General features: G+C 62.3%; 22 protein-coding genes. 11 read left to right on the plus strand and 11 right to left on the minus strand.

Translation table 11 applies throughout. From position 1 onward, the window contains the following. Positions 1 to 192: 192 nt before the first annotated feature. Entirely contained in the window at positions 193 to 1,230 is a 1,038-nt protein-coding gene (locus tag JNC62_RS02750; protein WP_374835746.1) for a helix-turn-helix transcriptional regulator, read from the plus strand. An 82-nt stretch (positions 1,231 to 1,312) separates the two neighbouring features. Here JNC62_RS02750 and JNC62_RS02755 read toward each other — a convergent pair whose 3' ends face one another. Then, complete coding sequence (locus tag JNC62_RS02755) at positions 1,313 to 2,431, minus strand: histone deacetylase-like amidohydrolase (protein ID WP_374835747.1); 1,119 nt, start codon at positions 2,429 to 2,431, stop codon at positions 1,313 to 1,315. A gap of 372 nt (positions 2,432 to 2,803) precedes the next feature. Next, positions 2,804 to 3,046, minus strand: coding sequence for a DnaJ domain-containing protein (locus JNC62_RS02760; RefSeq protein WP_374835749.1), 243 nt, complete (start codon positions 3,044 to 3,046; stop codon positions 2,804 to 2,806). A 209-nt stretch (positions 3,047 to 3,255) separates the two neighbouring features. Here JNC62_RS02760 and JNC62_RS02765 point away from each other — a divergent pair, with 209 nt between their 5' ends. Further along, positions 3,256 to 4,104 carry a hypothetical protein gene (locus JNC62_RS02765; protein ID WP_374835751.1) on the plus strand — a complete coding sequence of 283 codons (849 nt, stop codon included), beginning with the start codon at positions 3,256 to 3,258 and terminating at the stop codon, positions 4,102 to 4,104. An 84-nt stretch (positions 4,105 to 4,188) separates the two neighbouring features. Continuing rightward, on the plus strand, positions 4,189 to 4,767 hold the full coding sequence (locus JNC62_RS02770) for a HutD/Ves family protein (protein ID WP_374835753.1): 579 nt from the start codon (positions 4,189 to 4,191) through the stop codon (positions 4,765 to 4,767). Between the two features lie 190 nt (positions 4,768 to 4,957). Here the strand turns inward: JNC62_RS02770 and JNC62_RS02775 are convergent, their stop codons facing one another. From JNC62_RS02775 to JNC62_RS02810, 8 genes are all read right to left on the minus strand, one after another. Continuing rightward, a complete protein-coding gene (locus tag JNC62_RS02775) occupies positions 4,958 to 6,130 on the minus strand; it encodes a LysR substrate-binding domain-containing protein (protein WP_374835754.1) in 1,173 nt (390 codons plus the stop codon). 163 nt (positions 6,131 to 6,293) lie between these two features. Continuing rightward, on the minus strand, positions 6,294 to 7,238 hold the full coding sequence (locus JNC62_RS02780; protein WP_374835756.1) for a LysR family transcriptional regulator: 945 nt from the start codon (positions 7,236 to 7,238) through the stop codon (positions 6,294 to 6,296). 45 nt (positions 7,239 to 7,283) lie between these two features. Then, positions 7,284 to 7,658, minus strand: coding sequence for a hypothetical protein (locus JNC62_RS02785; RefSeq protein ID WP_374835758.1), 375 nt, complete (start codon positions 7,656 to 7,658; stop codon positions 7,284 to 7,286). A 104-nt stretch (positions 7,659 to 7,762) separates the two neighbouring features. Next, the gene (gene argE / locus JNC62_RS02790) at positions 7,763 to 8,920 is read right to left on the minus strand and encodes an acetylornithine deacetylase (protein WP_374835760.1); all 1,158 of its coding nucleotides are present in this window, start codon (positions 8,918 to 8,920) and stop codon (positions 7,763 to 7,765) included. A gap of 70 nt (positions 8,921 to 8,990) precedes the next feature. Beyond that, positions 8,991 to 9,668 (minus strand): DUF1028 domain-containing protein, encoded by a 678-nt coding sequence (locus JNC62_RS02795; protein ID WP_374835762.1) that lies wholly within the window; start codon positions 9,666 to 9,668, stop codon positions 8,991 to 8,993. A 12-nt stretch (positions 9,669 to 9,680) separates the two neighbouring features. Next, positions 9,681 to 10,100, minus strand: coding sequence for a RidA family protein (locus JNC62_RS02800; protein ID WP_374835764.1), 420 nt, complete (start codon positions 10,098 to 10,100; stop codon positions 9,681 to 9,683). A gap of 86 nt (positions 10,101 to 10,186) precedes the next feature. Further along, positions 10,187 to 11,719: a 4-hydroxyphenylacetate 3-hydroxylase family protein gene (locus JNC62_RS02805; protein ID WP_374835766.1), complete on the minus strand. Its 1,533-nt coding sequence runs from the start codon at positions 11,717 to 11,719 to the stop codon at positions 10,187 to 10,189. Between the two features lie 168 nt (positions 11,720 to 11,887). Then, the gene (locus JNC62_RS02810) at positions 11,888 to 13,021 is read right to left on the minus strand and encodes a branched-chain amino acid ABC transporter substrate-binding protein (RefSeq protein ID WP_374835768.1); all 1,134 of its coding nucleotides are present in this window, start codon (positions 13,019 to 13,021) and stop codon (positions 11,888 to 11,890) included. A 262-nt stretch (positions 13,022 to 13,283) separates the two neighbouring features. Between JNC62_RS02810 and JNC62_RS02815 the strand changes: the two genes are divergently transcribed. From JNC62_RS02815 to JNC62_RS02850, 8 genes are all read left to right on the plus strand, one after another. Beyond that, positions 13,284 to 14,201, plus strand: a complete 918-nt coding sequence (locus tag JNC62_RS02815) for a branched-chain amino acid ABC transporter permease (RefSeq protein WP_374835770.1) — start codon at positions 13,284 to 13,286, stop codon at positions 14,199 to 14,201. 3 nt (positions 14,202 to 14,204) lie between these two features. Beyond that, on the plus strand, positions 14,205 to 15,395 hold the full coding sequence (locus tag JNC62_RS02820; RefSeq protein WP_374835771.1) for a branched-chain amino acid ABC transporter permease: 1,191 nt from the start codon (positions 14,205 to 14,207) through the stop codon (positions 15,393 to 15,395). Continuing rightward, positions 15,392 to 16,183, plus strand: a complete 792-nt coding sequence (locus JNC62_RS02825) for an ABC transporter ATP-binding protein (protein ID WP_374835773.1) — start codon at positions 15,392 to 15,394, stop codon at positions 16,181 to 16,183. Before JNC62_RS02820 ends, JNC62_RS02825 begins: the two co-directional genes overlap by 4 nt. Beyond that, positions 16,176 to 16,877 (plus strand): ABC transporter ATP-binding protein, encoded by a 702-nt coding sequence (locus tag JNC62_RS02830; RefSeq protein ID WP_374835775.1) that lies wholly within the window; start codon positions 16,176 to 16,178, stop codon positions 16,875 to 16,877. Before JNC62_RS02825 ends, JNC62_RS02830 begins: the two co-directional genes overlap by 8 nt. A gap of 279 nt (positions 16,878 to 17,156) precedes the next feature. Then, on the plus strand, positions 17,157 to 18,569 hold the full coding sequence (locus JNC62_RS02835; RefSeq protein WP_374836320.1) for an aspartate ammonia-lyase: 1,413 nt from the start codon (positions 17,157 to 17,159) through the stop codon (positions 18,567 to 18,569). Between the two features lie 731 nt (positions 18,570 to 19,300). Further along, positions 19,301 to 20,020: an ABC transporter permease gene (locus JNC62_RS02840; protein ID WP_374835777.1), complete on the plus strand. Its 720-nt coding sequence runs from the start codon at positions 19,301 to 19,303 to the stop codon at positions 20,018 to 20,020. Continuing rightward, positions 20,020 to 20,745 carry an ABC transporter permease gene (locus JNC62_RS02845; RefSeq protein ID WP_374835778.1) on the plus strand — a complete coding sequence of 242 codons (726 nt, stop codon included), beginning with the start codon at positions 20,020 to 20,022 and terminating at the stop codon, positions 20,743 to 20,745. Before JNC62_RS02840 ends, JNC62_RS02845 begins: the two co-directional genes overlap by 1 nt. After that, on the plus strand, positions 20,738 to 21,529 hold the full coding sequence (locus JNC62_RS02850; protein ID WP_374835780.1) for an ABC transporter ATP-binding protein: 792 nt from the start codon (positions 20,738 to 20,740) through the stop codon (positions 21,527 to 21,529). Before JNC62_RS02845 ends, JNC62_RS02850 begins: the two co-directional genes overlap by 8 nt. A 124-nt stretch (positions 21,530 to 21,653) precedes the next feature. Here JNC62_RS02850 and JNC62_RS02855 read toward each other — a convergent pair whose 3' ends face one another. Continuing rightward, complete coding sequence (locus JNC62_RS02855) at positions 21,654 to 22,520, minus strand: MurR/RpiR family transcriptional regulator (RefSeq protein ID WP_374835781.1); 867 nt, start codon at positions 22,518 to 22,520, stop codon at positions 21,654 to 21,656. Positions 22,521 to 22,557 lie beyond the last annotated feature (37 nt).

Genomic DNA, 22,557 nt, shown 5'->3' on the forward strand with positions numbered 1-22,557 from the left:
CTGATCGGTTCCGTCTTTCTGCGGTTACTCTGCGAGAGATATCCGACCCTTGTTTTGATGAACCAGATGTTCGGGAAATCCGATCCCGCTTCGGGTCCGTAAACTGGACCTCTGTCAATTTTTAACTTACCGTCCGGGCCGGTTGAATCCCACGATAGTGGTAACGGCCTCAGTGATAACCAGGGGGAGAGCATGGTTATTGATGAAGGGACGGCGGCAGCCGTGTTCGGGCAATTTGCCGCAACACTCGGCACACCCCGCTTTCATCGCGGTGTTCTTGATATCATTCGAAAAATATTCCCGAGCGACTTCGCCCAGGTCTACCAACTCGGTCGCGATGGGCGGGCTGTGTGTATAGACCCGTGCGATTCACCTGAGGATACATGTCGCTCCTACGAACAACTGTTCAGCCCGAATTGCCCGCTCTCGCGATACTGGCAGAAAACAGGTCGCCCCGGCGTTATTGCTATGAAAGAAGTGCTGTGCGCATCGAGCAATTATGGCACCTATTTCAGTGACTTTTACGCCCCGCTGGGGCTGGTCGACGAGATTGGGGTGTTGCTTCCTTCGCCGGGCAGGAGAACCGTTGCTCTGTTCATGGAAAGAACCAGGAACTTCAACGAGCAGACGGTAAAGGAGGTGCGGAAGCTCTATTCGGGCATCACGCTGCTCCACCGCGCCAACAACCAGCTGATCCTGCGCAATGCGGTCCTTCGCAAGGCGCCGCCGCGATTGCAGCCCAATTCGGTGGCGATCCTCGATCGCACCGGCGAAACCGTGTTCGCAAACAGGGAGTGGCGACTGGCCTGCCAGTCGGATCGATTGCTCGAGAGCAGCGTCAGGACGTCAATCGATCTGGAAAACGCCAGCATCGAAACCGATGGCGGCACCTTGTTTATCTCGCGCCTGGATTCGTCATTTGCCATTTCTCCGGGAGGGCGCCTCTGCGTACTCGAGCAGCGGTCGCCGGCGATCCGCGCGCTGGACGCTTACAAACGCTCATTTCTCAAGGGGATCGTCAGCAAGCGAGAGCACGAGATCATCTGCGCTATCATCGATGGATACCCCACCAGGACCGTAGCCGAGAGGCTAGGGTGTGCACTCGAGACGGTGAAGGTGCACAAGAAGCGAATCTACAATAAACTGGACATCACGACCGAGCGCGAGATTTTCCTTCTGTTTCTGGAGCATCTGCAAAGATGCAGCTTTGGCGCGGCGCAAATCCATTGAGGCGGCGTCTCGCTTTGAGCGCAGCCGGATGCGTGTGGCGTCGCTGTTGACAACGACGCCACACTTGCGATGGGGAGGCGGATCAGGCTAGGCGGAGGGCCCGTGCCTGTTCGGCTAGCAGCGATTTTTGCAGCTGCGTGAACTCTCGCCCGGGCTGTTGTGCCACGATCATCTGGAGCGCCGGATCGATAACATCAGTCCGGTGTCCTGCAAGCGCTTCGATCAGCGCATGGCCACAAAACGGGACATATGCCTCCGAATACCCGCCTTCGTGCGCCACGATAATGCGACCGTCGCACAACTCATCGGCCACTGCCATGACCTGGTTCATCATCCACCGGTACGTCTCGCTGTGCGCCATCATGCGCGACAGCGGATCGAAACCGTTTGCGTCATAGCCGCTGGCAATCACGATAAGTTCGGGACGGTATCTTCTTAACGCTGACAGGACGATCATCTCCATCGCATCCACGTAGCTCTGGTGCCCGCCACCGGGAAGCAAGGGAATGTTGAGGTTGTATCCTTCCCCAGGACCGGCACCGCGATCCGTAGCGCTGCCGCTATCGGAGGGAAAGCACCTGTCTTGATGAAGCGAGATGGTAAAAACATCCGGGCGATCGTAGAAAATAGCTTCGGTTCCGTTGCCGTGATGCACGTCCCAGTCAATCACGGCGACACGGCTCAGTTGACGCTCGGCGATCGCCTTTTCGACCGCGATCGCAATGTTGGCGAGAAGGCAGAAGCCCAGCCCCTGGTCTCGCAGGCAATGGTGGCCAGGTGGCCGCGACAGCGCATAGGCATTTCGGGACACACCGGAAAGCACGGTCTCGACCGCCGCACTCACGAGCCCGGCCGACAGGCGGGCGATGTCAAAGCCGCCCGGCCCGAACGAAGCCTCCATGCCGACTTCGCCCCCTTCCCGGGCGCTCAGCGCGGCAAATCGGTCAAGGTACTCCGCGGTGTGAACACGCAAGAGGTCCGGGAACTCGACAGTCGGGGCCGAGCTCACTGCAAGCGTCGAAGTCAGGCCCGACACGTCCATCAGGCTTTTCAGCCTGCGTTTGCTGTCGGGTGACTCGGCATACGCGGCTGCATTTGGAGGCTGAACCCAACCGCCGATGGGAAAGATCAAGGCGTGTGGCTTTCCGGAATGCCACAGGCATTTTTCATCGTGAAAGAATGAAGCTGCTTTCTGTCCCATCGTTGGCGACCTCTTCTGCAGAACCGGCAAACAAACGAGAAGTTTATGGCCCAATGCCTCCTCTCGCCGGCCAACTGCTAGTGGGCGGAAGGGGCCCCATCAAGTACCGCGACGGGGGTACTGGCTCACAAGGCGTTCGACCGCTTCGAAGCGGGATAGGAACGGCCGGGCGGGCGTTGTCAGCGATCTCTTGTAAGGCATGCAAAAAGCCGCCGAACTCTTTTGAAAAGCGACCACTGGCCACTTTGAGCCGCGAGCGCTTCTGATCGCGCAATAGCTGCGCGCAAGGCGCCGCGATCTCCCCGCGCGGCGGCGGCAGCCGCATTCAGGACCGGTTCATCCGATGGCCTCAGCCCGATCATTCTGATCCCTCTAGATGACGATTGGTATGAGATGGAATTCGAGAAAGTCACATGGGGACTTGTCGTAGTGCCGCCGCCTGGCGTCGGAGAGGATGGAATGGGCGTAATCGATTTCGGCCGTGAGTTGCAGCGACTCGACCATCCGGGTGAGTGGGCCCGAGTGAGCAGACCTCGATTGTCTAGCCCTGTAAGCTTCCTCGATCTCGCTGCCGGTGCAGTCTGCCGGCACGTTCAAGATTTCATAAAGGGTCACGCGACAACCTCTGGATCGTTCGAGACGACGATAAGTGCGCCGCTGTAAAAGGAAACGAGGTTTTGCTGATGCGCCGGTTCAGAATTTCGGACCTTCCTGCAGGCGCACACCGTGGCAAGGATTTCCCGATTCAATGGTACGAAACATCGGATTTTCGCCGGTTGGCATGGAGCACTAGGGTAGGCCGTCCCAACCATGAGCAAGATCCAATGGCTCCGACGATACCAGTCTATCCGTTACCTCGACGGACTTACGATCCACCCGCCGTGGTAACGGAGTGCCTTCCGTCGGGTCATCCTCTCAGGAGCGCCGTCCTCGTCCTCGGCAACTTCGATGGATTTCATCTGGGCCATCAGGCTCTGGCGCGAATGGCACATCGACTCGCGGCCGGGCGCCCGGTGGCAGTGATGTCGTGCGAACCCCATCCTCGCAGCTTTTTCGGCAAGGACGATACGCCGTTCCGGCTTGCGACGCCTCAGTGCAAGCTCCGGCTGCTGGTGCAATGCGGCGTCGATTTCGTCTATTCGCCCCGATTCGACGCGGCTTTTGCGGGTCTCAGCCCATCGGACTTCGTTGATCGGGTTCTAGTCGGAGCGCTCGGCGTCCAACACGTGATTGCCGGACCGGACTTCCAATTTGGCAGTCAACGGGCGGGCGACATGCGCCTACTCTCCCAACTCGGTTCTTCTCGGGGTTTTGGCGTCAGCATCGCACCGGAGGTTACCCATGCGGGGGTGCGCATCTCTTCCACCCTGATCCGCACCGCAATTGAAGCCGGCGATCTTCGAGGGGCAGCGCAGCTTTTGGGCCATGGCTGGCTCGTCGAGACTCGACGCCGGCCCGATGGCGGCCTTGAACTGCATCACGACCTCTGCCGGCCGAGAGCGGGGCGCTATCTCGGACGCGTCGACGGACCTCTTGGGTCGGGCCAGCAGTTCAGCATCGATATCGCCGCCGACGGCAAATTCCGGCCGCTCGGGCCGCAGCCAATCCGGGACGCCTCGGAAATGTGGCGGCTGGAGGCTCAGGTCGTCCGCAGAAAAGCCGGCTGTCCATAATCGGCCGATCAGACGGCTGCCGACATCACCACACTGAAACGAAGCAGCGGCCTCCTTTGCTCGCCGCTTGAAAGGGAAAAACCGATGACAATCACCTACTTGCCGGCAACCGACTATGTCACTATGCCCTGGAAGAACGGGACCGGGTCCACCGATGAAATCTGCTTGCTTCCCGCAGGCGCAACCCGCAACGCATTCGACATTCGCGTCAGCCGCGCTGACATTTTAGCCCCAGGCGCCTTCTCATCGTTCCCGGGCGTCGAGCGAATGATCACTCTGATCGAGGGCGCCGGACTGGCGCTGGAGTTCGACGACCATACCGTCCAGCTTGGCTTCGGTCAGCCGCACGGGTTCGATTCAGGACTGACCCCGGTCGGCATCCCGACGACGGGGGCCGTGCGGGTCGTGAATGTCATGGCTGCGAGGAATACATGGCAGTTCGCCCCAGCAGATGTCCTAACCGAGGGCAAAACCCTGCGACCTGAAGCGGGGGGATTGATCGTTGTCTTTGCGCTGCGTGGCCCGTCCATCCTGTCGGGCGCAGAAAAAAACGTCTCCCTCCGCGAGGGTGACAGCGCGTTGCTGGAGGCCCCTGCCGACCTGACGCTGCCGGAATGCTCGGCTGTTCTCACCGTGCCCCTGAAGCCCGCGGCGGTTGCCTGACGCAATCACGACAAGCGCTTCGGGCTTCGTCTCTCACCCTCAGCCTCTCCCCCCTCTCCGCCGGGGAGGGGAGAGGGAACGCGCCCGCTCTCAATGTTGAAAGATAAGAACGGGCGGCCGCCGGTTTTGCTCTCGCCGAGCGAGGTGCTCGCTAGTGCGAGCGAGGCCAGCACGACTGCGCTGGAACCGATCAACTGGCCGGCGCGGTCTTTTTGAAGACTTCCAGGCAGCACTCGACAAAGCGCCGCGCCGGGGCGGAAAGCGTTTCATTCTTCCGATGGGCGATGATGATAGATGACGGAACATGCTGCCCCACCAGAGGCCGGACCACCAGCTTGAGGCCATCATAGGTCATGTCGGAAGCGGGTTTCGTGACAAGCAGCGCATAGCCCAGCCCATGCCCCACCAGGCCCCGAACCATCTCGAACGAGATCGAGCGGTGGGCAATCAGCGGTTCGACGCCGGCCGCCCGCATCAGCCCGACGAAATAGTCTGCGCTCGGAGGTGCGTCGAGCAGTACCATCGGTTCTTCCGCCAATTCTGTTGGGTCGATCTCGGATTGTGTTGCCAGGCGATGGCCGTGGGGAAGCAACACATAGGGATACAACCGGTCGAGCTCGATTTTTTCAAGGTCGTCATCCAGATCCATATCGTAGAGCAATGCAAGTTCGCCTTCGCCCGCCCGCAGACTTTCGCGCAGCCGGCGCTGGTCGCCCTCCACCAAACGGATGCCGATGCCCTCCATCCGCTGGATCAGCCGGGGCATAATGAACGGACCGAACGTGTGGAAGCAGGCGACCGACAACCGGCTTCCGGCATTCGCACGGGCGGCGGCCAGCGATCTTGCACCGTCTATCCGCATCGAGGCGCCATAGGCCCGGTTCGCATAGATGAGCGGCGAGCCAGAACGGGAAATGTACAGGTCGCGCACTTCGCAGAGAAAGATGTAATGGGTTCCGACCTTTTCCGAGGAGATCATTCGGCAATCGAATGCGACCAGCGGGTCGGCGATGCGCGGTGCGGCCGAGGGCATGGCAATCCATTCCGCGCATTCGAACTTGTCGCTGACCTCGTCCTTGAAGCGGCCGGCGAAGGTGTCCGAGATGAAGGACTGGTCGTCCCGCAGCACATTGACGCAAAGAACGCCGTTCTCGACGATCTTTGCCGCCGCCGGGCTGAGGTGGTGCACGCAGACGAGCATGGTGGGCCACTCGCTGTCGGCCGACACGGAGGCCATCGCCGAAACCGTCACGCCGGCGCGGCCGGCCGGGCCGTCCGTGGTGACGATGTTCACCGTGCAGGCGGCATGGCTCATCCCTTCGAGAAACCTGTTGCGAATGGTCGTTTCAATCTTCGCGTCCAAGCCGAGCACTCCGTCTTTCTAGCTGGTTGAATGAGCCCGCCCGGAGACGGAAGCTACGGACGCATTGTTCCAGCGCGGCGGCCAGTGAAAAAGAATGCTTTTCTGGCGTTCTGCTTCAAGAAAACTTTGGGTGCAGAAGTGAAAACTTCGAACGCTAGGTTTGTCAGGCTGCCGAAGGTGGGCCCGGAATCGACACCATGCCCGGCAGGCTGCCGTCATGGATCAGTTCACGGCAGAACTCCTCCAGGGCCTCAGCCACCCGCGATGGCTTGAGTTCCTTGAGGCTTGCAAGACCGAGCTTCATCGGAGGAAAGTCGTCCTCCAACTCGACGTATGCCAGCGGGTAGCCGTTCTCCGCGCTCATGTTGCGAGGCCGCACGGTCATCATGGAAAAGCCGATCCCGGCGCCCACATAGGATCGGATCGCCGAAGGCAGGCTGGTTTCTGCGATAACCCTCGGGGCGAGCCCGGCCCGCTCGAACAGCGACAGGAAATATTGCCGGGCCAGCGGCAGGTCGAGCAGGATGAACGGCTCCTGCTCCAGGTCCGCCAATCGCAATTTTGGGCGCGTCGCCAGGGGATGGTCGGCCGCGAGTAGAACGTAAGTCGGCAGTTCAGCGAGCGGCACAAAGTTCATGTCCGCCGTCAGGCTAATTTCATAGGTCAGCGCGACATCGATCCGCGCATTCCGTAGCCCCTCGAGCAGTTCCGCCTCGCTCCCCTCGGTGATGTGCAATTGCGCATCGGGATAACGCGTGACGAATCCCTTCCACAACTCGGGAACGATCAACGGCGTGAACGTCCGAAATGAACCGAGATTGATCGGTCCGGCAACAACGCCCATCGCCGAATTCACGACTTCATAGAGGCCCTGTGTGGTGCGCAACGCGTCCTTGGCGGCGACGAGCAGCCTTTGCCCGGCGGGCGTCAGCGACAGGCCTTGCGCATGATGGCGCACAAACAGCTGTGCGCCGAACTCGATCTCGAGATGCGAGATCGCTGCCGAAATCGACGGTTGGGAAATATTGACCTGTTCGGCAGCCCGGGTGACGCTCCCTGTCTCCGCGGCGGCGATGAAGTAGCTCAGTTGGCGAAGCGTAAAGCGCATGCGGTCTTCCTGTCTAGTTGCGCCCCAGCCAGGAGGTCGCTCTCGTCATGATGCGTGCGCGGCGTCCCTCAGCGCTACATATTCTGCGGCATTCGGGCAGAAATTCACATGTTTCGCGCAGGGCTTGGATGCGCCATAGAGCAAACGGGCGCATTTTCGTTCATGGGGGCAACGATCGCAGGTTTGCGTCATCCCGAAAAGGTCATGACGCCGGACCGTTTGCAGCGCCGCCTCGGCGCCGTATACCGCCGACATACGTGTAACGCGCTCCAGCACGTCGGTCCGCTGACGCGCCGCCTGGGAGACCTCCGCGCCCGTCGCGCCGAAATCCGCCGCATCGGCCAATGTCAAGGCCGCGAGGTTCCGTCGGGAAGTCAGCTTCGTTTTGAGGTTGTTGGCAATGCGATCGAATCCGAACATCGTCTGCTCCAAACTGCAGGTTCATCTGTCTTTACTGAGCACGCCGCACCGGAAAAACAAAACAGCATCTTCGGAACCCGCGCCTCAGTAATTTCGAAGCGTGCTCAGAGCCCGGCGACGAGAATGTCCAGCAAACGGTCCAGCATTTGATCGCACGCGGCAAGTTGTTCGATCGCGATGTATTCGTCAGGCTTGTGGCCCTGCGCCATGTGTCCCGGCCCACAGACAACCGACGGGATGCCGAGTTGGCCGTGGAAAAGCCCCGCCTCGGTCCCGAAGGCGACCTTGCAGGTTGGACCGTCGTCTGCGGTTATCTGTCGAAGGAGCCGGACGATGTCCGCCTGATCGGCGGTGTCTAGGCCGGGATAGGCATTCACCTCGTCGATGGTGATGGCGGCCATGGGAAAGCTGGCGCGCAGCGGCGCGACAATCGCCTCGGCACCATCAAACAGCCGGGCGAGGATCGCCTGCGGGTCGTCGGCGGCGATATTGCGGATCTCGAAGTCAATGTCGCAGCGGTCTGGGACGATGTTGAGCGCCTGGCCTCCGTGCATGCAGCCGGCATGGATGGTGCTGAAGGGAACGTCATAGGCCGCGTCCCTGGCACCGCTTTTGGCCAGCCGCTCCTGTTCGCGACGCAACAAGGCGAGAAAATCCGCGCCGAGGTGCAAGGCGTTGAGCCCCGTGGGGGCGAGGGCGGAATGAGCGGCTTGGCCGACGCAACAGGCTGTGAGCGCGAGCTTGCCCTTATGGCCCGTGGCGATCCGCATGCCGGTGGGCTCGCCGACGATGCAGGCCATGGGGCGGGGCGTGCGACCCGCCAATGTCTCCAGCAAGCCGCGAACGCCGACGCAGCCGATCTCCTCGTCATAGGAAAGGGCCAGATGGAGCGGCGTTCGCAGTTTGCGGCCAGAGGCGCGCAGTGCGACGGCGATCGCCGAGGCGAGGAAACCCTTCATGTCCGCGGTGCCACGCCCATAGGCCCGACCGGCCTCGATCGAAAGGCTGAACGGATCTTTGGTCCAGGCCTGGCCCTCGACCGGCACGACATCGGTGTGGCCTGACAGCAGGACGCCGCCGTGATCGGCAGGGCCGATGGTGGCGAAAAGGTTCGCCCGGGTTCCGTCGGCACTCTCGACCAGCATCGTCTCTACGCCCGCGCCATGCAGCAAGCCCTGAACAAAGTCGATCAGCGCCTGGCTGGAGGTCCGGCTGAGGGTGGGAAAGGCGACCAGCCTCTCCAGGATGGCGAGCGTGTTCATCATATCAGATCCGAAAAAGACGGGGCGCGGTCGGCGCCCCGTTCGAGTTTCTGGGAGGATATTTCGGGGCCTACAGGTCGCCCGGTACGCCGTAGCTCGGCGCCTCGGACGGGTTGAGGGCGCGGGAAACATAGGCTTCCATCTCGCCCTTCCAGCGCTCCCATAGGACCGCCAGTTCACCGATCGGATCCTCGTCGGACCAGTCAACGCGCAGGTCCGCGATCGGCCAAGCCTCGTTGCGGACGAGGATCATGCCGACCGAATGGACTGGACCTTCCTCGCCACCGGCAGCCTCCGCGGCACGCATGGCCGCCAGCAGCCGGTCTCCGAGACCCTGTCCCGCGGCATCGGCGAAAGCCTTGACCATCGCTTCCGGTACGCCCGGATTGGCGAGCAGGTTGCCGGCGGCGACCACGCCCGCTCCGGTGGCGACGCGATGGGTGCCGAGCGTCCGCGCCCCCGAAAAGGATGCGGTGCGGCCCTCGGCGTCGACCAGCGCCAGCTGGCGATAGTCCACGTGCGGCGCGTCCCGCTTCAGCGCCTCGAGCGCATCGCTCGCCGACAGGCCCGAAGCCATGAGGTCGAGGCCTTTCGGGCCGAGCCGCGGATCGGTGATGTTCTGCGTCGCCACTGCACCAACGCCGGCCCTGGCATGGGCGCAGCGCGCCGCCACGCAGGGCGACGAGGACGAGACGGCCACGCCGAACATTCCGGTGTCGGGGCAGCGGGCGGAAATCGAGAAGGTCATCGCCGACCTCCGTCAAGCCGCATCGGGAATGACGGCGGTGACTTCGATCTCGACCACCCATTCCGGCCGTGCCAGCGCCGGAACGACGATGCCGGTCGAGCATGGATGAACGCCCTTCATCCACTTGCCCATCTCCTGGTAGACGGCCTCGCGATAGCGGATGTCGGTGACATAAACGACGATGCGGCAGATGTGGGCCATCTCGCTGCCAGCTTCCTCCAGCAGCATCTTGATGTTTTCCATCGTCTTGGCGGTCTGCTTGCCCGCATCGCCGACGTGCAGGCACTCCCTGGTCTCCAGGTCCTGGCTGACCTGGCCGCGCAAGAACACCATCGTGCCCCGGGCGACGACGCCCTGGCTCAGGTCATTATCGAGGTTCTGCTCAGGGTAGGTCTGCTTGGTGTTGAAGGGACGAAGCCGTTTGTGGATCATTTCTGCGTTTCCGTTCATTGAGGCCGGCAAAACCGACAGGGTGTTCGTGAAATTGTGAGCCAGCCCAGCGGGCTGCGCCCGGGTTCTCATTCGGCAGCAACGCGCTTTGCGTGCGTGCCGATGTCGGTCGAAAACCAGCTGGAAACCGCGCTATCTCCTGCAGACAGGGTGCGCCCGCCCATCACGCGATCCGACAAGCCGGCAGCCTCCTTGACGAAGGCCAGCGGGCCATCCCAGTTGAAGTTGCGGTAGACGGCCGCAAGATGCGCGAACGGCGGCGACTGGGCGAAGAGCTGGAAGGTCAGCCGGTGGCCGGCATAGTCCGAGTTCAGAAGGTCACGGGCGAAGGCCAGCAGCTTGCGGCGGTCGTCGGCGACCCATTCGTCGTTGATGCTGTAGTATTTCTCAAGCCACGGCTTGGTTTCCGGGTTTTCGAAGGAAGCCGCATCCGGCGTTACGCAGATCTGGCCGCCGCACAGTTCGCGGGCGATGTGCATCATCTCATGCAGCTGCGAGCAGGCCAGGACGCGGCCTGTATAGAGCAGCGACTGGTTCGGCATCATCAGCCCGGCCGGCGACCGCTCGCCAAGGGCAATCGCCGCAGTCAGATGCGCGTTGATGCCTTCGCGGTAGACGGCGAGCTGGGCAAGTTTCTCCTGTACCGCCTGCTGTTTGTCGAGGCCAGTCTGGCGGGCATTGAACAGCGCCGCGCCGATCATCATGTCGGCGACCTTGAGGTTGCGCTGGACGAATGCGAAGGCCGAATAGCGGTGCAGGGTGGCGCGAATGAAGGTCGCGGCCTTGGTGTGCCGGTAGAACAGCACATTTTCCCACGGGATCAGCACGTCGTCGAAGATCACGATCGTGTCGACCTCGTCAAAGCCGTTGGCCAGCGGGTAATCCTTTTCCGAGGCGCGGCCGGCAAAGCCGGTCCGGCAGATGAAGCGCAGGTTCGGGCTGCCGAGGTCGCAGATGAAGCCGACGGCATAGTCGCTGAGCGCATTGTTGCCCCAGTTGGCGATCGTCGGCTTGGTGAAGGCTTGGTTGGCGTAGGCGGCGGCGGTCTCGTACTTCGCGCCGCGCACGACGATGCCGGCGTCGGTTTCCTTGACGACATGCAGCAGCATGTCGGGATCTTGGTCCTGCGGCGCCTTGGAGCGGTCGCCCTTCGGGTCGGTGTTGGCCGAGACGTGGAAGGGGTCTTCTCTCAGCACCCGGCGGATATGGTTCTCGATATTCTTGGAGAACTGCGGATCGACCTCGTTGAGAACGTCCTGGCCGTCGAACAGCGACCACATTTCGCCGACGGTCTCGTCGCCGACGCGGGTGACGACGCCGCCGACCTCGTTCAGCAGATGGTCCGTCGCGCGGCGCTTGGCCCACCAGTCATCCTGGGTGTAGGGCAGGGCGCTGCCCAGGGCGTTGCGTTCGCCATCCTGCACGACCGTCATCACATCACGGTGCGCTTCCTCGTGCTGCATGTCGAAGATGCGGGCCCGGATGTCCACGATCGGCTTGAACTGTGGATGGGTGGTAACGTCGCTGACGCGCTCTCCGTTTACCCATATGCGCCGGCCGTCGCGGATCGAGTCCTTGTACTGTTGGCCTGTCCTGATCATCGATGATCCTCTTGGTTTTCCTGGAAATTCTGGCTGTGCCATGGAGCCGCGCGAGGGGCTCTGATCGGTGTTAGCAAGCCGCAGCCGAGACCGAAAATATGGGTTTCCGTGGCCATGCAGCAGTTTTTCCGATGCCGGACGGTTGTCCGGCGTCGGAGTGGGTTCCCTTTACTCGGGGCGGGTCTCCCAGGCGCCGTTGTGCACCTCTTTGATTTCGATCGCGATCGGGATCTGGGTCTGGCCGTTGGTATCGAACGTCGTCTCGCCCAGTACGCCGTCGTACTTGATCGCGCGGATCGCCTTCGCGAGCGCTTGCTTGTCGTCGATCCCCGTCTCCTTGATGGCGGTCAGAAGGATGTTGGTCGCGTCGTAGGCGTATTTCGTGTAGGGGCTGGTGTCCTCGGCAAAGCCGCGCGCCTTGTAGTCGGCGTACATCTTTTCGAGTTTCGGGTTCGACTGCGCGGCCGGGTAGCTGACCATGGTGCCTTCGGCCGCCTCGCCGGCGAGCGTGATGAATTCGGGATCGTAGAAGCCGGAAATGCCGATCATCGGAACTTTCAGCCCGACCTCTACCATCTGCTTGCGCAGGATGCCGGCCTCGGCAATGACGCCGCCAAAATAGATGGCATCGGGCGCTGTTTCACGCAGCTTGGTGAGCGTTGTACGAAAATCGACCGTTCCGACCGGAAACAGATCCTTGCCGACGATCTGACCGCCGGCGTCGGTGAAGAACTTCTCGAAAGCCTCGGTATTGGCGGTGCCGTAGTCGCTGGTGTCGGCGATGATCGCGATCTTCTTGGCGCCGAGCGCCGTTGCTGCCCATTCCGCCAGCGGCTTGTTTTCGGTGACGAGTGTGGGCGTGACCCGAGTGATCTCCGGCAGGTTCTGCTCGGTGATTTTCGGGCTGATCGCGCCCCAGACGATCATCGGCATTTGGAAGCGGTTGAAGACCGGCATGGTGGCAAGCGCGACCGGGCTGTTCCAATGGCCGATCGCCGCCACGACCTGGGGATCGTTGACGAGCTTCATGGCGGCCGAGACGCCGGTTTGGGGGTCCGAGGCATCATCGAGGGCGACCGGCTCGATCTTGTAGGGATAGCCGGCGGCATTCGCCTGTTCGATCGCCAGCAGGAAACCGTTGCGTGCTCCAAGACCCTGCTGCGCATTTCCGCCGCTGACTGGGCCGATAAAGCCCAGCTTGATGGAAGCCCTATCTTGAGCTGCCGCAGGCATAGCGGCCATGGCCGCTGACACCATCAGTCCCGCCAGAATGGTCCGCCGGCGAATGTTCAGATTCTTCATTCGGTTCACCCTCTTGTTTCGATTTTGGCTGTGGCGATCAGGCGCAGTCCTGATCGCTCAACGCGTTAGAGCGCTCGCAGGCTGCGGGATGAGGGCTCTGTCAGAAAGTCGTAATTTCTGATGGGCTGGATCAGAAATCTCTTCCCAGCGGCGCAGAGCTTTTCCTTGCGTCGTTTCATATGACGCCAATAATCCCTCGCCACGGCGTCCCTTCATGGAAGGAGACTTGAACGGACGCTGCCAATAATGAGGGAGTATTTCGATGGACGCTCTGGTTGCGCAGCATTTGCTCAACTGGCTGGTTCTCGCCAGCATCTACACCTTGCTTGCGCTAGGCTTCAGCCTGCTGTTCGGCGTCCTAGACGTCATTCATTTTTCTCACGGCGACGTTGCGATGGTTGCGCCGTTTGTCGCGCTGGTGGCCGTGCAGGCCATTGCCACCGCCGCGGCGCCGCTCGGTGCGCCGGCCGCGCTCTTGCTGGCAGTGCTCCTGTCGATGGTCGCGATCGGCCTTCTAGGTATCCTGCTCGACTGGCTGGTGATCCGGCGATTCCGCGCCGCCCCGGCCATGATGGCACTCGTCGCAACAGTGGCGCTTGGTACCGTCATTCGCGAAATGATCCGCACCTTCTACCCTCAAGGGTCCAACCCCAAGCCCTTTCCGGCGATTGCAACCGGCTCGTTTCAGATCGGCGATCTCGTCGTGCCGCATTTCAGCCTGATCGTCGTCGGGGTGAGCGTGGCCATGGTTGTGATGCTGTTTGCCCTTCTGACCCATACCTCAGTCGGAACACGCATCCGGGCAGTCGCCGAAGATCGCAACATTGCCCGACTGATGGCCATCCGGCCGAACCAGATTTTCGCCATCACCTTCTTCATCGCCTCGGCGGTCGGCGCGATTGGCGCGGTGTTCTTCGTCAGCCACGCAGGGGTGGTGCGTTTCGACTTCGGCGTTCAGCTTGGTCTGATCGGCTTCTCAGCGGCGGTGATCGGCGGGCTCGGCTCCATGCAAGGCGCCATCCTCGGCAGTCTGTTGATTGCCGGGGTCGACGTGCTCGTGCAGATCGGTGTGCCCGACGGGGCATCCTACCGGCTCGTGTTCATGTTCGTGCTGACCATCCTGGTCCTCGTGCTCAAGCCCTCCGGGCTGTTGGGCAAACCCGTCTTCGAGAAGGTCTGATCCATGTCGCAAACCGGAATTGACACCGACGTCCTGGCCGACCGCCAGGCAGTCGCGACGAATGCCGCTATCGTCACGGCGGTTGAAATCGGCGGAGCCACACTGCTGGGCGCGTTCCTGCTCACGGAGAAGACGGCGATCGTCGTGCTTCTGCTGGTCCTGATGGCCGCCATCTTCGCCCTGCTGCAGCTGCGTCCGCAGGTCGAGGAACGCATCGTCGCCGCGTTCCACGACCAGCGTCGCCTCGCCGTGACGCTCGGATCGGTGATCGTCCTCGTCTACCCCTTCTTCATGCAGGGAAGCAGCTACGCGCTCCACCTTCTCATCGTGGCGCAGCTCTACGCCGTCCTGGCACTGGCGCTGAACTTCCAGCTCGGCAGCGCCAACATCCCCAACTTCGCCACCGGCGCCTCCTACGGGATCGGAGCCTATACCTCGGCACTGCTGGCGATCCATTTCGGCATTTCCTTCTGGTGGACCCTGCCTGCGTCGGCCGTGGTCGCCACCATTTTCGGCTTCCTGCTCGGCTTTCCGTCGATGCGCACCAAGGACAGCTATCTCGCGCTCGTGACGATCGCCTTTGCCATCGTCGTCCACCAGCTGCTGAACAATTTTACCTGGACGGGTGGCGCCAACGGTCTTGTCGGCATCCCGGCTCCGACCCTCTTCGGCCATTCCTTCGCCCGGCCGATCGAGGTCTTCGGCTTCCGCCTGCCCAGCCAGGCGAACTTCTACTATCTGTCGGCCGCCCTTGTCGGTCTGTCGATCGTCGCCGCCAAGCGGCTGCACGACAGCCGCGTGGGCCTCGCCTGGAACGCATTGCGCGCCGATCCGCTGGCGGCGCGTTGCCAGGGCATCGACATCGTGCGCTACAAGATGCTGGCGTTCGGCGTCGACGCCTTCCTCGCAGCCTTCGCCGGCACGATCTATGCCTTCTACGTCAGCTACATCTCGCCCGACAATTTCACCTTCCTCGTCTCGGTAACGATCATGACCATGGTCATCGTCGGCGGCATGGACAACACGCTCGGCGTCATCATCGGGGCGTTCCTCCTGACGATGCTGCCTGAGAAGCTTCGCATCTTCTCCGACTACCGGCTCCTGTTCGTCGGGATCGTCGTCATCCTGTTCCTCATCCTGCGTCCGCAGGGCCTGTTCCCGCAGCGCGCCCGCAACTACGGAGCCCATCAATGAACCGCCCGCTCCTTGATGTCCGCGATCTGTCGATCCGGTTTGGTGGCCTCGTCGCCGTGGCGGACGTCAACCTCAAACTGAACGCGTCCGAAATCGTCTGCATCATCGGTCCCAATGGCGCCGGCAAGTCTACGCTGTTCAACCTGATCTCGGGCATCTATCGCCCGACGCAGGGAAGCGTGACCCTCGATGGACAGGAGATCACCGGCTGGCCCGCCCACCGCATTGCGGCGGCGGGTATCGCCCGAACCTTCCAGTCCAGCCGCCTCTTCAATGATCTGACCTTGCTCGACAACGTGCTCATTGGCATGCACACGCGCACCAGCGCCGGGGTGTTGCAGGCGCTGCTGCTACCCGGCAAGGCTCGCGCCGAACTGGAAGCGGCAGCCGAGCGGGCCGGCGAACTGATCCGCTCGGTCTCGCCGCATCTCTACCCGCGGCGGCACACGCTTGCCGGCGCCCTGCCGCAAGCCGACCGCCGGCGGCTGGAAATCGCCCGCGCGCTCGCGTCCGAGCCGAAGGTCATCATGCTGGACGAACCCTCCTCCGGCATGGACGATCGCGATACCGATGCGCTGGTCGCCGATGTGCGCCGGGTGATGTCCGAGCGGCCAGGCATGTCGTTCCTGATCATCGAGCACGACATGCGGCTGGTCGCCACCTTGCCCAACCGCGTCGCCGTGATCGATTATGGTCGGAAGATTGCCGACGGCGATTTCAGCGAGGTGCGGCTCATGCCGCGCGTACAGGAAGCCTATCTTGGACAAAAGGCGGCACAACATGCTTGAGATGAATTCCGTCAGTACCAGTTACGGCCCGGTGCCGATGCTCCGGGACGTATCGCTGCGCGTCGGCCCCGGAGAAATGGTCTGTCTGCTCGGTCCCAACGGGGCGGGAAAAAGCACGACCTTCAACGCCATCTGCGGCCTGCTGCGCAGCGACACCGGCACCATCCGCATTGCCGGAATGGACGTGAAGGAGAGCGGCACCGAACGGCTCGCCAGTCTCGGCGCCGGCTTCGTCCCCGAGGGAAGGCGGCTCTTCCCCACGCTGACGGTGCGCGAAAACCTGCGCCTGGCCTTCGACGCCGCGTGCAACCCGGCGCTGGATTTCAAGGCACAGATCGATCGCATGGCCGATCTGTTCCCACGGATCCGCGAGAGACTGGGACAGAAGGCGGGTACCATGTCAGGGGGCGAGCAGGCCATGGTAGCGCTCGCCCGCGCGCTGATCGGGAATCCGGCGCTCGTGGTGATGGACGAGCCGTCGCTCGGCCTGTCGCCGAAACTCATCGACGAGTATTTTCAGATCGTTGCGCGGATCCGCGACGAGGGCAAGGCCGTGTTGCTCATCGAGCAGAATGCAGAGACCGCATTGTCGATCGCCGAGCGCGGCTATCTGCTGATCCGGGGCCAGATCGTCCTCAGCGGCCCCAGTGCCGACCTCCTGAAGGACGACACGATCCGTCATCTTTATCTCTGAACGGCAGCCACTGCGAAACGCACCTGAAGCTGGCTTTATATGGCCAGCTTCGTCTTTGCTTTTGGCGGCGGATGCTACGAGTGTTGGCAAGTCGGCCGTGCGGCAACCATCCAGGACCAAAATTACGTTTTTTCCTAATCACTGAGCCAGAAAAGACTATTTCGCTGAAGCCATGTCCCACGATAAATCTGCCGCACGGATCTGATTGAACGGGAAACCGACCATCTCCATCAACGAAAATACACTTTCGAGAAACGGGAGACTTCCTTGACAGCGACAATGCAGCCAATGCGAGTAGAAGTGGACTCAATCGGTTCGGTGGCGATCCCGGCTGAAGCGTACTACGGGCCACAGACAGCTCGGGGCATCGACAACTTCCCGATATCAGGCATCCCGATCAGCCACTTCCCGATCCTCATCAAGTCGCTGGCCTATGTCAAGATGGCTGCGGCGCGTGCCAATGTCAGGCTCGGCGACCTGGACCCCGGGAAGGGCGAGTTGATCTGCTGCGTCTGCGAGGAGATCATCGCCGGCCAGCATCTCGGCGCGTTCCCGCTCGACGTTTTCCAAGGGGGCGCCGGCACCTCCACGAACATGAACATCAACGAGGTCATCGCCAATCGCGGCCTCGAGATTCTCGGGCTGCCCCGAGGCAGCTATGACGCGTTGCATCCCAACAACGACGTCAATCTCTCGCAGTCGACGAACGACGTGTATCCGACAGCCATCCGCCTCGCCATCCTGCTCTCGCAGGAGAAACTGCGCGAAGCGCTGGACTTGCTTGCATGCGCGTTCGCGGTAAAGGCAGACAGCTTTAGCGACGTCATGAAGCTCGGTCGCACCCAGTTGCAGGATGCGGTACCTATGACACTGGGACAGGAATTCGGTGCATTTGCCACCACTATGCGCGAGGACGTTGCCCGGCTCAACGAAATCACATCGCTTTTTCGCGAGATAAATCTTGGCGGAACCGCCATCGGAACCGGGATCAACACGAGCTCGGACTATCAGGCTGCGGTTGTCGATGAACTGAGGTCCATTACAGGGCTTCCGCTCGTGTCGGCCGGAAATTTGATCGAAGCATGCTGGGACACCGGTGCCTTCGTTCTGTTTTCGGGAATGCTGAAGAGAACAGCGACGAAGCTTTCCAAGATCTGCAACGACCTTCGACTTCTCTCCAGCGGACCGCGCGGCGGCTTCAACGAGATCAACCTGCCCGCCCTGCAGCCCGGCTCATCCATCATGCCCGGCAAGATCAATCCGGTCGTTCCCGAGGTCGTGAACCAGGTCGCCTTCCAGATCATCGGCTATGACCTGACGGTCACACTGGCCTCCGAGGCCGGTCAGCTGCAATTGAACGTCATGGAGCCGGTCATTGTCTACAATGTGCTTCATTCGATCGAGCTGCTGACGAACGCGGTCGATACGCTGCGCACGAAGTGCGTCAGCGGAATAACCGCAAACCCCGAGTACTGCCGCAAGCACCTCGAGGCGAGCACCGCCGTCGCCACGGCGCTGACCCCGGCCATCGGCTACGAGCGTGCCGCTGACCTCGCCAAGGAAGTCTTGGCGACAGGCAAGACCATCGGCGAGATACTTGCGCTGCAGGCCGATCTGCCGGAGGCACTCATCGCGCAAACGGCGGACTTGCAAGCATTGGTAAGACCGGCTCGCGCCACGACCGCACCGTAATATTCAATAGTTGTTCCCGCGGGGCCTGCCACTGGGGCCCTGCAAAGAGTTGTCGTTTGGTTTCGATCCCGTTCAAGAATTGCCAATTGCGCAATTTGTGCGCCACGGGGCGGGATTGGAAAACCTTGGAACGTCGCCGCCGTGCCACATGTGGCGTGTGCAGAGAAGGGATATCCTTTGGCTTCCGGGCTTCATCTGCACCGCTGCTTTGGTCTACAGCTGCATGGTCACGTCGCTGAACAGCGCGCGATCGAGCTCTCGGCTGGTCAGCGCGCAGGCTTGCCGTCGATCTGACGCAGGCCGTCGTGGCCGGCTATGCACTTGGCCGGGGCGACCAGGGATTCATGATCCCTGGGGCACAGCAGTCCGCTGCCGCTTGCACACACAATGTATCCCGTAGAAGCCCAAACAGGATACACCGCCGACGATTTCTTTGTCATGCTTCGTTGGAAATGATAGACGGCAATCGAGTATTGACGGCTACTTCACACCAACTATTCGCAGGCTAGCACCTGCTTCACGAGCGTTTCGCGTGCGTGAGGTGAACGAGATTGCATCCATGAATGTCAGGTAATTGACATCAAAATCGTATACGTTATAAACCTGACAACGAACCCCAGCGGGGCGGGCTTGCGAGGAGTGTGAGCCTGAGGAGGGATGTCGATGGCAGGCAATAGGTGGCTGAGCGCCCGCGATTGCGGACGAATTTGCGTGCGCAAGGGAGCGGCCTGATGCGGGACCCGTCCTTCCTGGAGCTCATCGGCTTCGGCCCGGAGGGCTGGGGTGCCGCCTTGATGATGGCGACCGGCATGACGCTGGCCGTCGCCATGGGCGGCTTTGCGGCGGGCTCGATCATCGGTGCGGGCGTTGCCGGGGCAAAGCTGTCCCGCAACGCCGCTCTGCGTGCTTTCGGTGACGGTTACACGACGGTGCTGCGCGGCATTCCCGACCTGCTCGTCATCTATCTCTTCTATTTCGGCGGCAGCGCTGCGCTCGGTGTCGTGGGGCAGCTCTTCGGTGCGGACGGTTTTATCGGCATGCCGGCATTCCTCACGGGCGTTCTCGCGATCGGCGTCGTTTCCGGCGCCTACCAGGCGGAGGTTTTTCGCGGGGCATTCAACACCATCAGTCGCGGCGAGCTGGAGGCCGCCCGCTCCGTCGGCATGAGAACAGGGCTGCGGCTGCGCCGCATCATCGTGCCGCAGGTGCTGCGCTACGCCATTCCGGGGCTGGGCAACACCTGGCAGCTCGTGCTGAAGGAATCGGCGCTGATCTCCGTCACCGGGCTCGTGGAACTGCTGCGCCAGTCGCAGATCGCTGCCGGCTCGACCCGCCGGCCCTTCGATTTCTTCATCGCGGCCGCGATCCTCTACCTGGTGATCACCGCCGTCTCCTCCTGCCTCTTCCGCCACGCGGAAGTCCGCGCGTTGCGCGGCGTCAGGAGGGCGTGATGGATTTCGCCTTCCTCTGGGGAACCCTCGTCAATCTCCTCTCCGGCGTGCCACTGACGCTCAATCTGGCGCTTGTGTCCACGGGGCTCGGCGCGCTGCTTGCGGTGCTGCTGACGCTGATGCGCCTGTCGCCGTGGCAGCCGGTCGGCTGGGTCGCGCGGTTCTATGTCTTCGTGTTCCGCGGCACGCCGCTGCTCGTGCAGATGTTCGTGATCTACTATGGCCTCGGCCAGTTCCGCCCCACGCTGCAGGCCTGGGGGCTGTGGGCCTTCTTTCGCGAGCCCTACTGGTGCGCGATCTTCGCGCTCAGCCTCAACACCGCCGCTTATGCCTCCGAAATCCTGCGCGGCGGCCTGCAGGCCGTGCCCCACCAGCAGGTCGAGGCGGCGCGGGCCAGCGGCATGTGGGGTTACCTGCTCTATCGCCGCATCATCTTCCCGATCGCTATCCGACAGGCGCTCCCGGCCTATGGAAGCGAGATCATCCTGATGGTCAAGGCGACCTCGCTCGCCTCCGTCATTACCATGCTGGAGGTGACAGGTCTTGCCGCCAAGCTCATCTCCCAGTCATACCGGGCCGTGGAAGTCTTCGTCGTCGCAGGTCTCATCTACCTCGCGCTCAACTTCGCCATCACCCGCCTGATCGCGCTCATCGAATGGTGGCTGTCGCCCCACCTGCGCGCCGCCCCAACCGTGTCCTCGAGAGCTGCGTTGCACCATGCTTGATCCTGCGCCCCTCACCGCCGCCACCACGCCGGCCGTCTCCGTCCGCAACCTGCGCAAGAGTTTTGGCGCATTCGAAGTGCTGAAGGGCATTTCCTTCGACGCTCGGGAGGGCGAGGTCATTTCCGTGCTCGGCTCGTCCGGTTCGGGCAAGTCGACCATGCTGCGCTGCATCAACATGCTGGAGGTGCCGAGCGAGGGCGAGATCCGCATCGCCGGCGAGGCGATCCGGTTGAAGGACGGCCGCCATGGTCGCCAGCCCGCCGATCCGCGGCAGCTGAGCCGACTTTGCACGAACGTCGCCATGGTGTTCCAGAGCTTCAACCTCTGGTCGCACATGACGATCCTCGAAAACGTCATGGAAGCGCCGGTCCATGTGCAGAAGCGGCCGAAGGCGGAATGCCGCGAGGAAGCAGTGGAGCTGCTCGCCAAGGTCGGGATCGCCGACAAACGCGACTTCTACCCTACCCATCTGTCCGGCGGCCAGCAGCAGCGCGCGGCGATCGCCCGGGCGCTCGCCATGAGGCCGAAGGTCATGCTGTTCGACGAGCCGACCTCGGCGCTCGATCCGGAACTGGTCGGCGAGGTGCTGCGGGTGATGCGGGCGCTGGCCGACGAGGGGCGCACCATGCTCGTCGTCACCCACGAGATGGCCTTTGCCCGCGACGTCTCCAACCGCGTCATGTTTCTGCACCAGGGTTTGGTCGAGGAGGACGGCGATCCGGCCGATGTCTTCACCTCGCCGCGCTCCGAGCGCTTCCGCAGGTTCATCTCCTCCCATGGCTAGAGCAATTCCAGCAAAAGTGCGCGGCAGTCTGGCCACCGGAGCTGCGCAAAAGCAAAGAGACAGAGTCTCGTCGCGACTGGAGAAAAAGCGAAAACGCTCCAATGCAGGGCAGGCGGCGGCGCCGCTATTTTTGGCCTCGGCTATAGCCGACAAAGCTGTCGTAGAGGCTGGCGACACTGTTCAGCCGCTCCTCGACGGAAGGACCCCGGTGGGCGAAGACGCTGTTGAGCAGCAGCTGCATCAGCGTCCACATGCCGGAGGTCGCGTCCCAGAAGAGATTGAGGTCCGTCGGCACGGCGAAGACCTCGTCGCCGTAGCTTGTCGCCCAGTCGCAATACAGGTCGGTGACGATCGTGATCGGCATACCGCGCTCGGCTGCCTTGGCGGCCAGCAACTGGGACTGATGGGAATAGCGCCGGGCATCGATCAGCACCAGCGTGCAGCCGGCCGGATCCGTCAGCAGCACCTCGGCGAAGTTGCCGCCGGCGATGTCCACCAGTTGCACCTCGTCGCGCAGGTAGCGCAGCATGTGCGCAAAGGCCTCGGCGAGACCTCGTTCGGTCTGGAAACCGGCGATGAATACCCGGTCGGCCGCCGCGATGCGTTTGGCCGCCCGGTTCCAAGCCTCCGTATGGGCGTACTCGTAGACGCGCACAACCGAAGCGACAGCAAGCTCCAGGCTGCGGGCAAGGGCGGCGTCGGTGGCGCTCTTCTGCTGCAAGTCGCGCAGCCGGTCGCCGAGCAGCCAAGGGCTGTCGCTGATGTCGTCCTTCAGCCGCTCCTTGAGGTCCTTGAACCCCGCATAGCCGATCGAGCGGCAGAAGCGGCCGACGGTCAGCTCGCTGACGCCCACCTTGTCGGCGACGCTGCGCGAGGTCTCGAAGGGCAGGTCGCTGATATTGGCCAGCATGAAGTTCGCCACTGCCTTGCCCGAGGCCGACGCCTCCGTGAGCGCGGTGGTGAGCCGCTGCCGCACCGAGCTGCTGTCCATCCAGTTCTCGTTTCGCATGTCGCGTCCGTCCGCCCTT

Source organism: Mycoplana ramosa (assembly GCF_041930185.1).
In the GTDB taxonomy this organism is placed as follows: Bacteria; Pseudomonadota; Alphaproteobacteria; order Rhizobiales; family Rhizobiaceae; genus Mycoplana; species Mycoplana ramosa.

Excerpts from the sequence above, each read along its gene's own strand:
- JNC62_RS02780 (WP_374835756.1), bottom strand. The coding sequence starts at position 7,238 with ATGCGCTTTACGCTTCGCCAACTGAGCTACTTCATCGCCGCCGCGGAG.
- JNC62_RS02855 (WP_374835781.1), bottom strand. The coding sequence starts at position 22,520 with ATGGACAGCAGCTCGGTGCGGCAGCGGCTCACCACCGCGCTCACGGAG.
- JNC62_RS02765 (WP_374835751.1), top strand. The coding sequence starts at position 3,256 with ATGGCTCCGACGATACCAGTCTATCCGTTACCTCGACGGACTTACGAT.
- JNC62_RS02815 (WP_374835770.1), top strand. The coding sequence starts at position 13,284 with ATGGACGCTCTGGTTGCGCAGCATTTGCTCAACTGGCTGGTTCTCGCC.
- JNC62_RS02830 (WP_374835775.1), top strand. The coding sequence starts at position 16,176 with ATGCTTGAGATGAATTCCGTCAGTACCAGTTACGGCCCGGTGCCGATG.
- JNC62_RS02845 (WP_374835778.1), top strand. The coding sequence starts at position 20,020 with ATGGATTTCGCCTTCCTCTGGGGAACCCTCGTCAATCTCCTCTCCGGC.
- JNC62_RS02820 (WP_374835771.1), top strand. The coding sequence starts at position 14,205 with ATGTCGCAAACCGGAATTGACACCGACGTCCTGGCCGACCGCCAGGCA.
- JNC62_RS02825 (WP_374835773.1), top strand. The coding sequence starts at position 15,392 with ATGAACCGCCCGCTCCTTGATGTCCGCGATCTGTCGATCCGGTTTGGT.
- JNC62_RS02795 (WP_374835762.1), bottom strand. The coding sequence starts at position 9,668 with ATGACCTTCTCGATTTCCGCCCGCTGCCCCGACACCGGAATGTTCGGC.
- JNC62_RS02835 (WP_374836320.1), top strand. The coding sequence starts at position 17,157 with ATGCAGCCAATGCGAGTAGAAGTGGACTCAATCGGTTCGGTGGCGATC.
- JNC62_RS02800 (WP_374835764.1), bottom strand. The coding sequence starts at position 10,100 with ATGATCCACAAACGGCTTCGTCCCTTCAACACCAAGCAGACCTACCCT.
- JNC62_RS02755 (WP_374835747.1), bottom strand. The coding sequence starts at position 2,431 with ATGGGACAGAAAGCAGCTTCATTCTTTCACGATGAAAAATGCCTGTGG.
- JNC62_RS02810 (WP_374835768.1), bottom strand. The coding sequence starts at position 13,021 with ATGAAGAATCTGAACATTCGCCGGCGGACCATTCTGGCGGGACTGATG.
- JNC62_RS02785 (WP_374835758.1), bottom strand. The coding sequence starts at position 7,658 with ATGTTCGGATTCGATCGCATTGCCAACAACCTCAAAACGAAGCTGACT.
- JNC62_RS02770 (WP_374835753.1), top strand. The coding sequence starts at position 4,189 with ATGACAATCACCTACTTGCCGGCAACCGACTATGTCACTATGCCCTGG.
- JNC62_RS02805 (WP_374835766.1), bottom strand. The coding sequence starts at position 11,719 with ATGATCAGGACAGGCCAACAGTACAAGGACTCGATCCGCGACGGCCGG.
- JNC62_RS02850 (WP_374835780.1), top strand. The coding sequence starts at position 20,738 with ATGCTTGATCCTGCGCCCCTCACCGCCGCCACCACGCCGGCCGTCTCC.
- JNC62_RS02750 (WP_374835746.1), top strand. The coding sequence starts at position 193 with ATGGTTATTGATGAAGGGACGGCGGCAGCCGTGTTCGGGCAATTTGCC.
- argE (WP_374835760.1), bottom strand. The coding sequence starts at position 8,920 with ATGAACACGCTCGCCATCCTGGAGAGGCTGGTCGCCTTTCCCACCCTC.
- JNC62_RS02840 (WP_374835777.1), top strand. The coding sequence starts at position 19,301 with ATGCGGGACCCGTCCTTCCTGGAGCTCATCGGCTTCGGCCCGGAGGGC.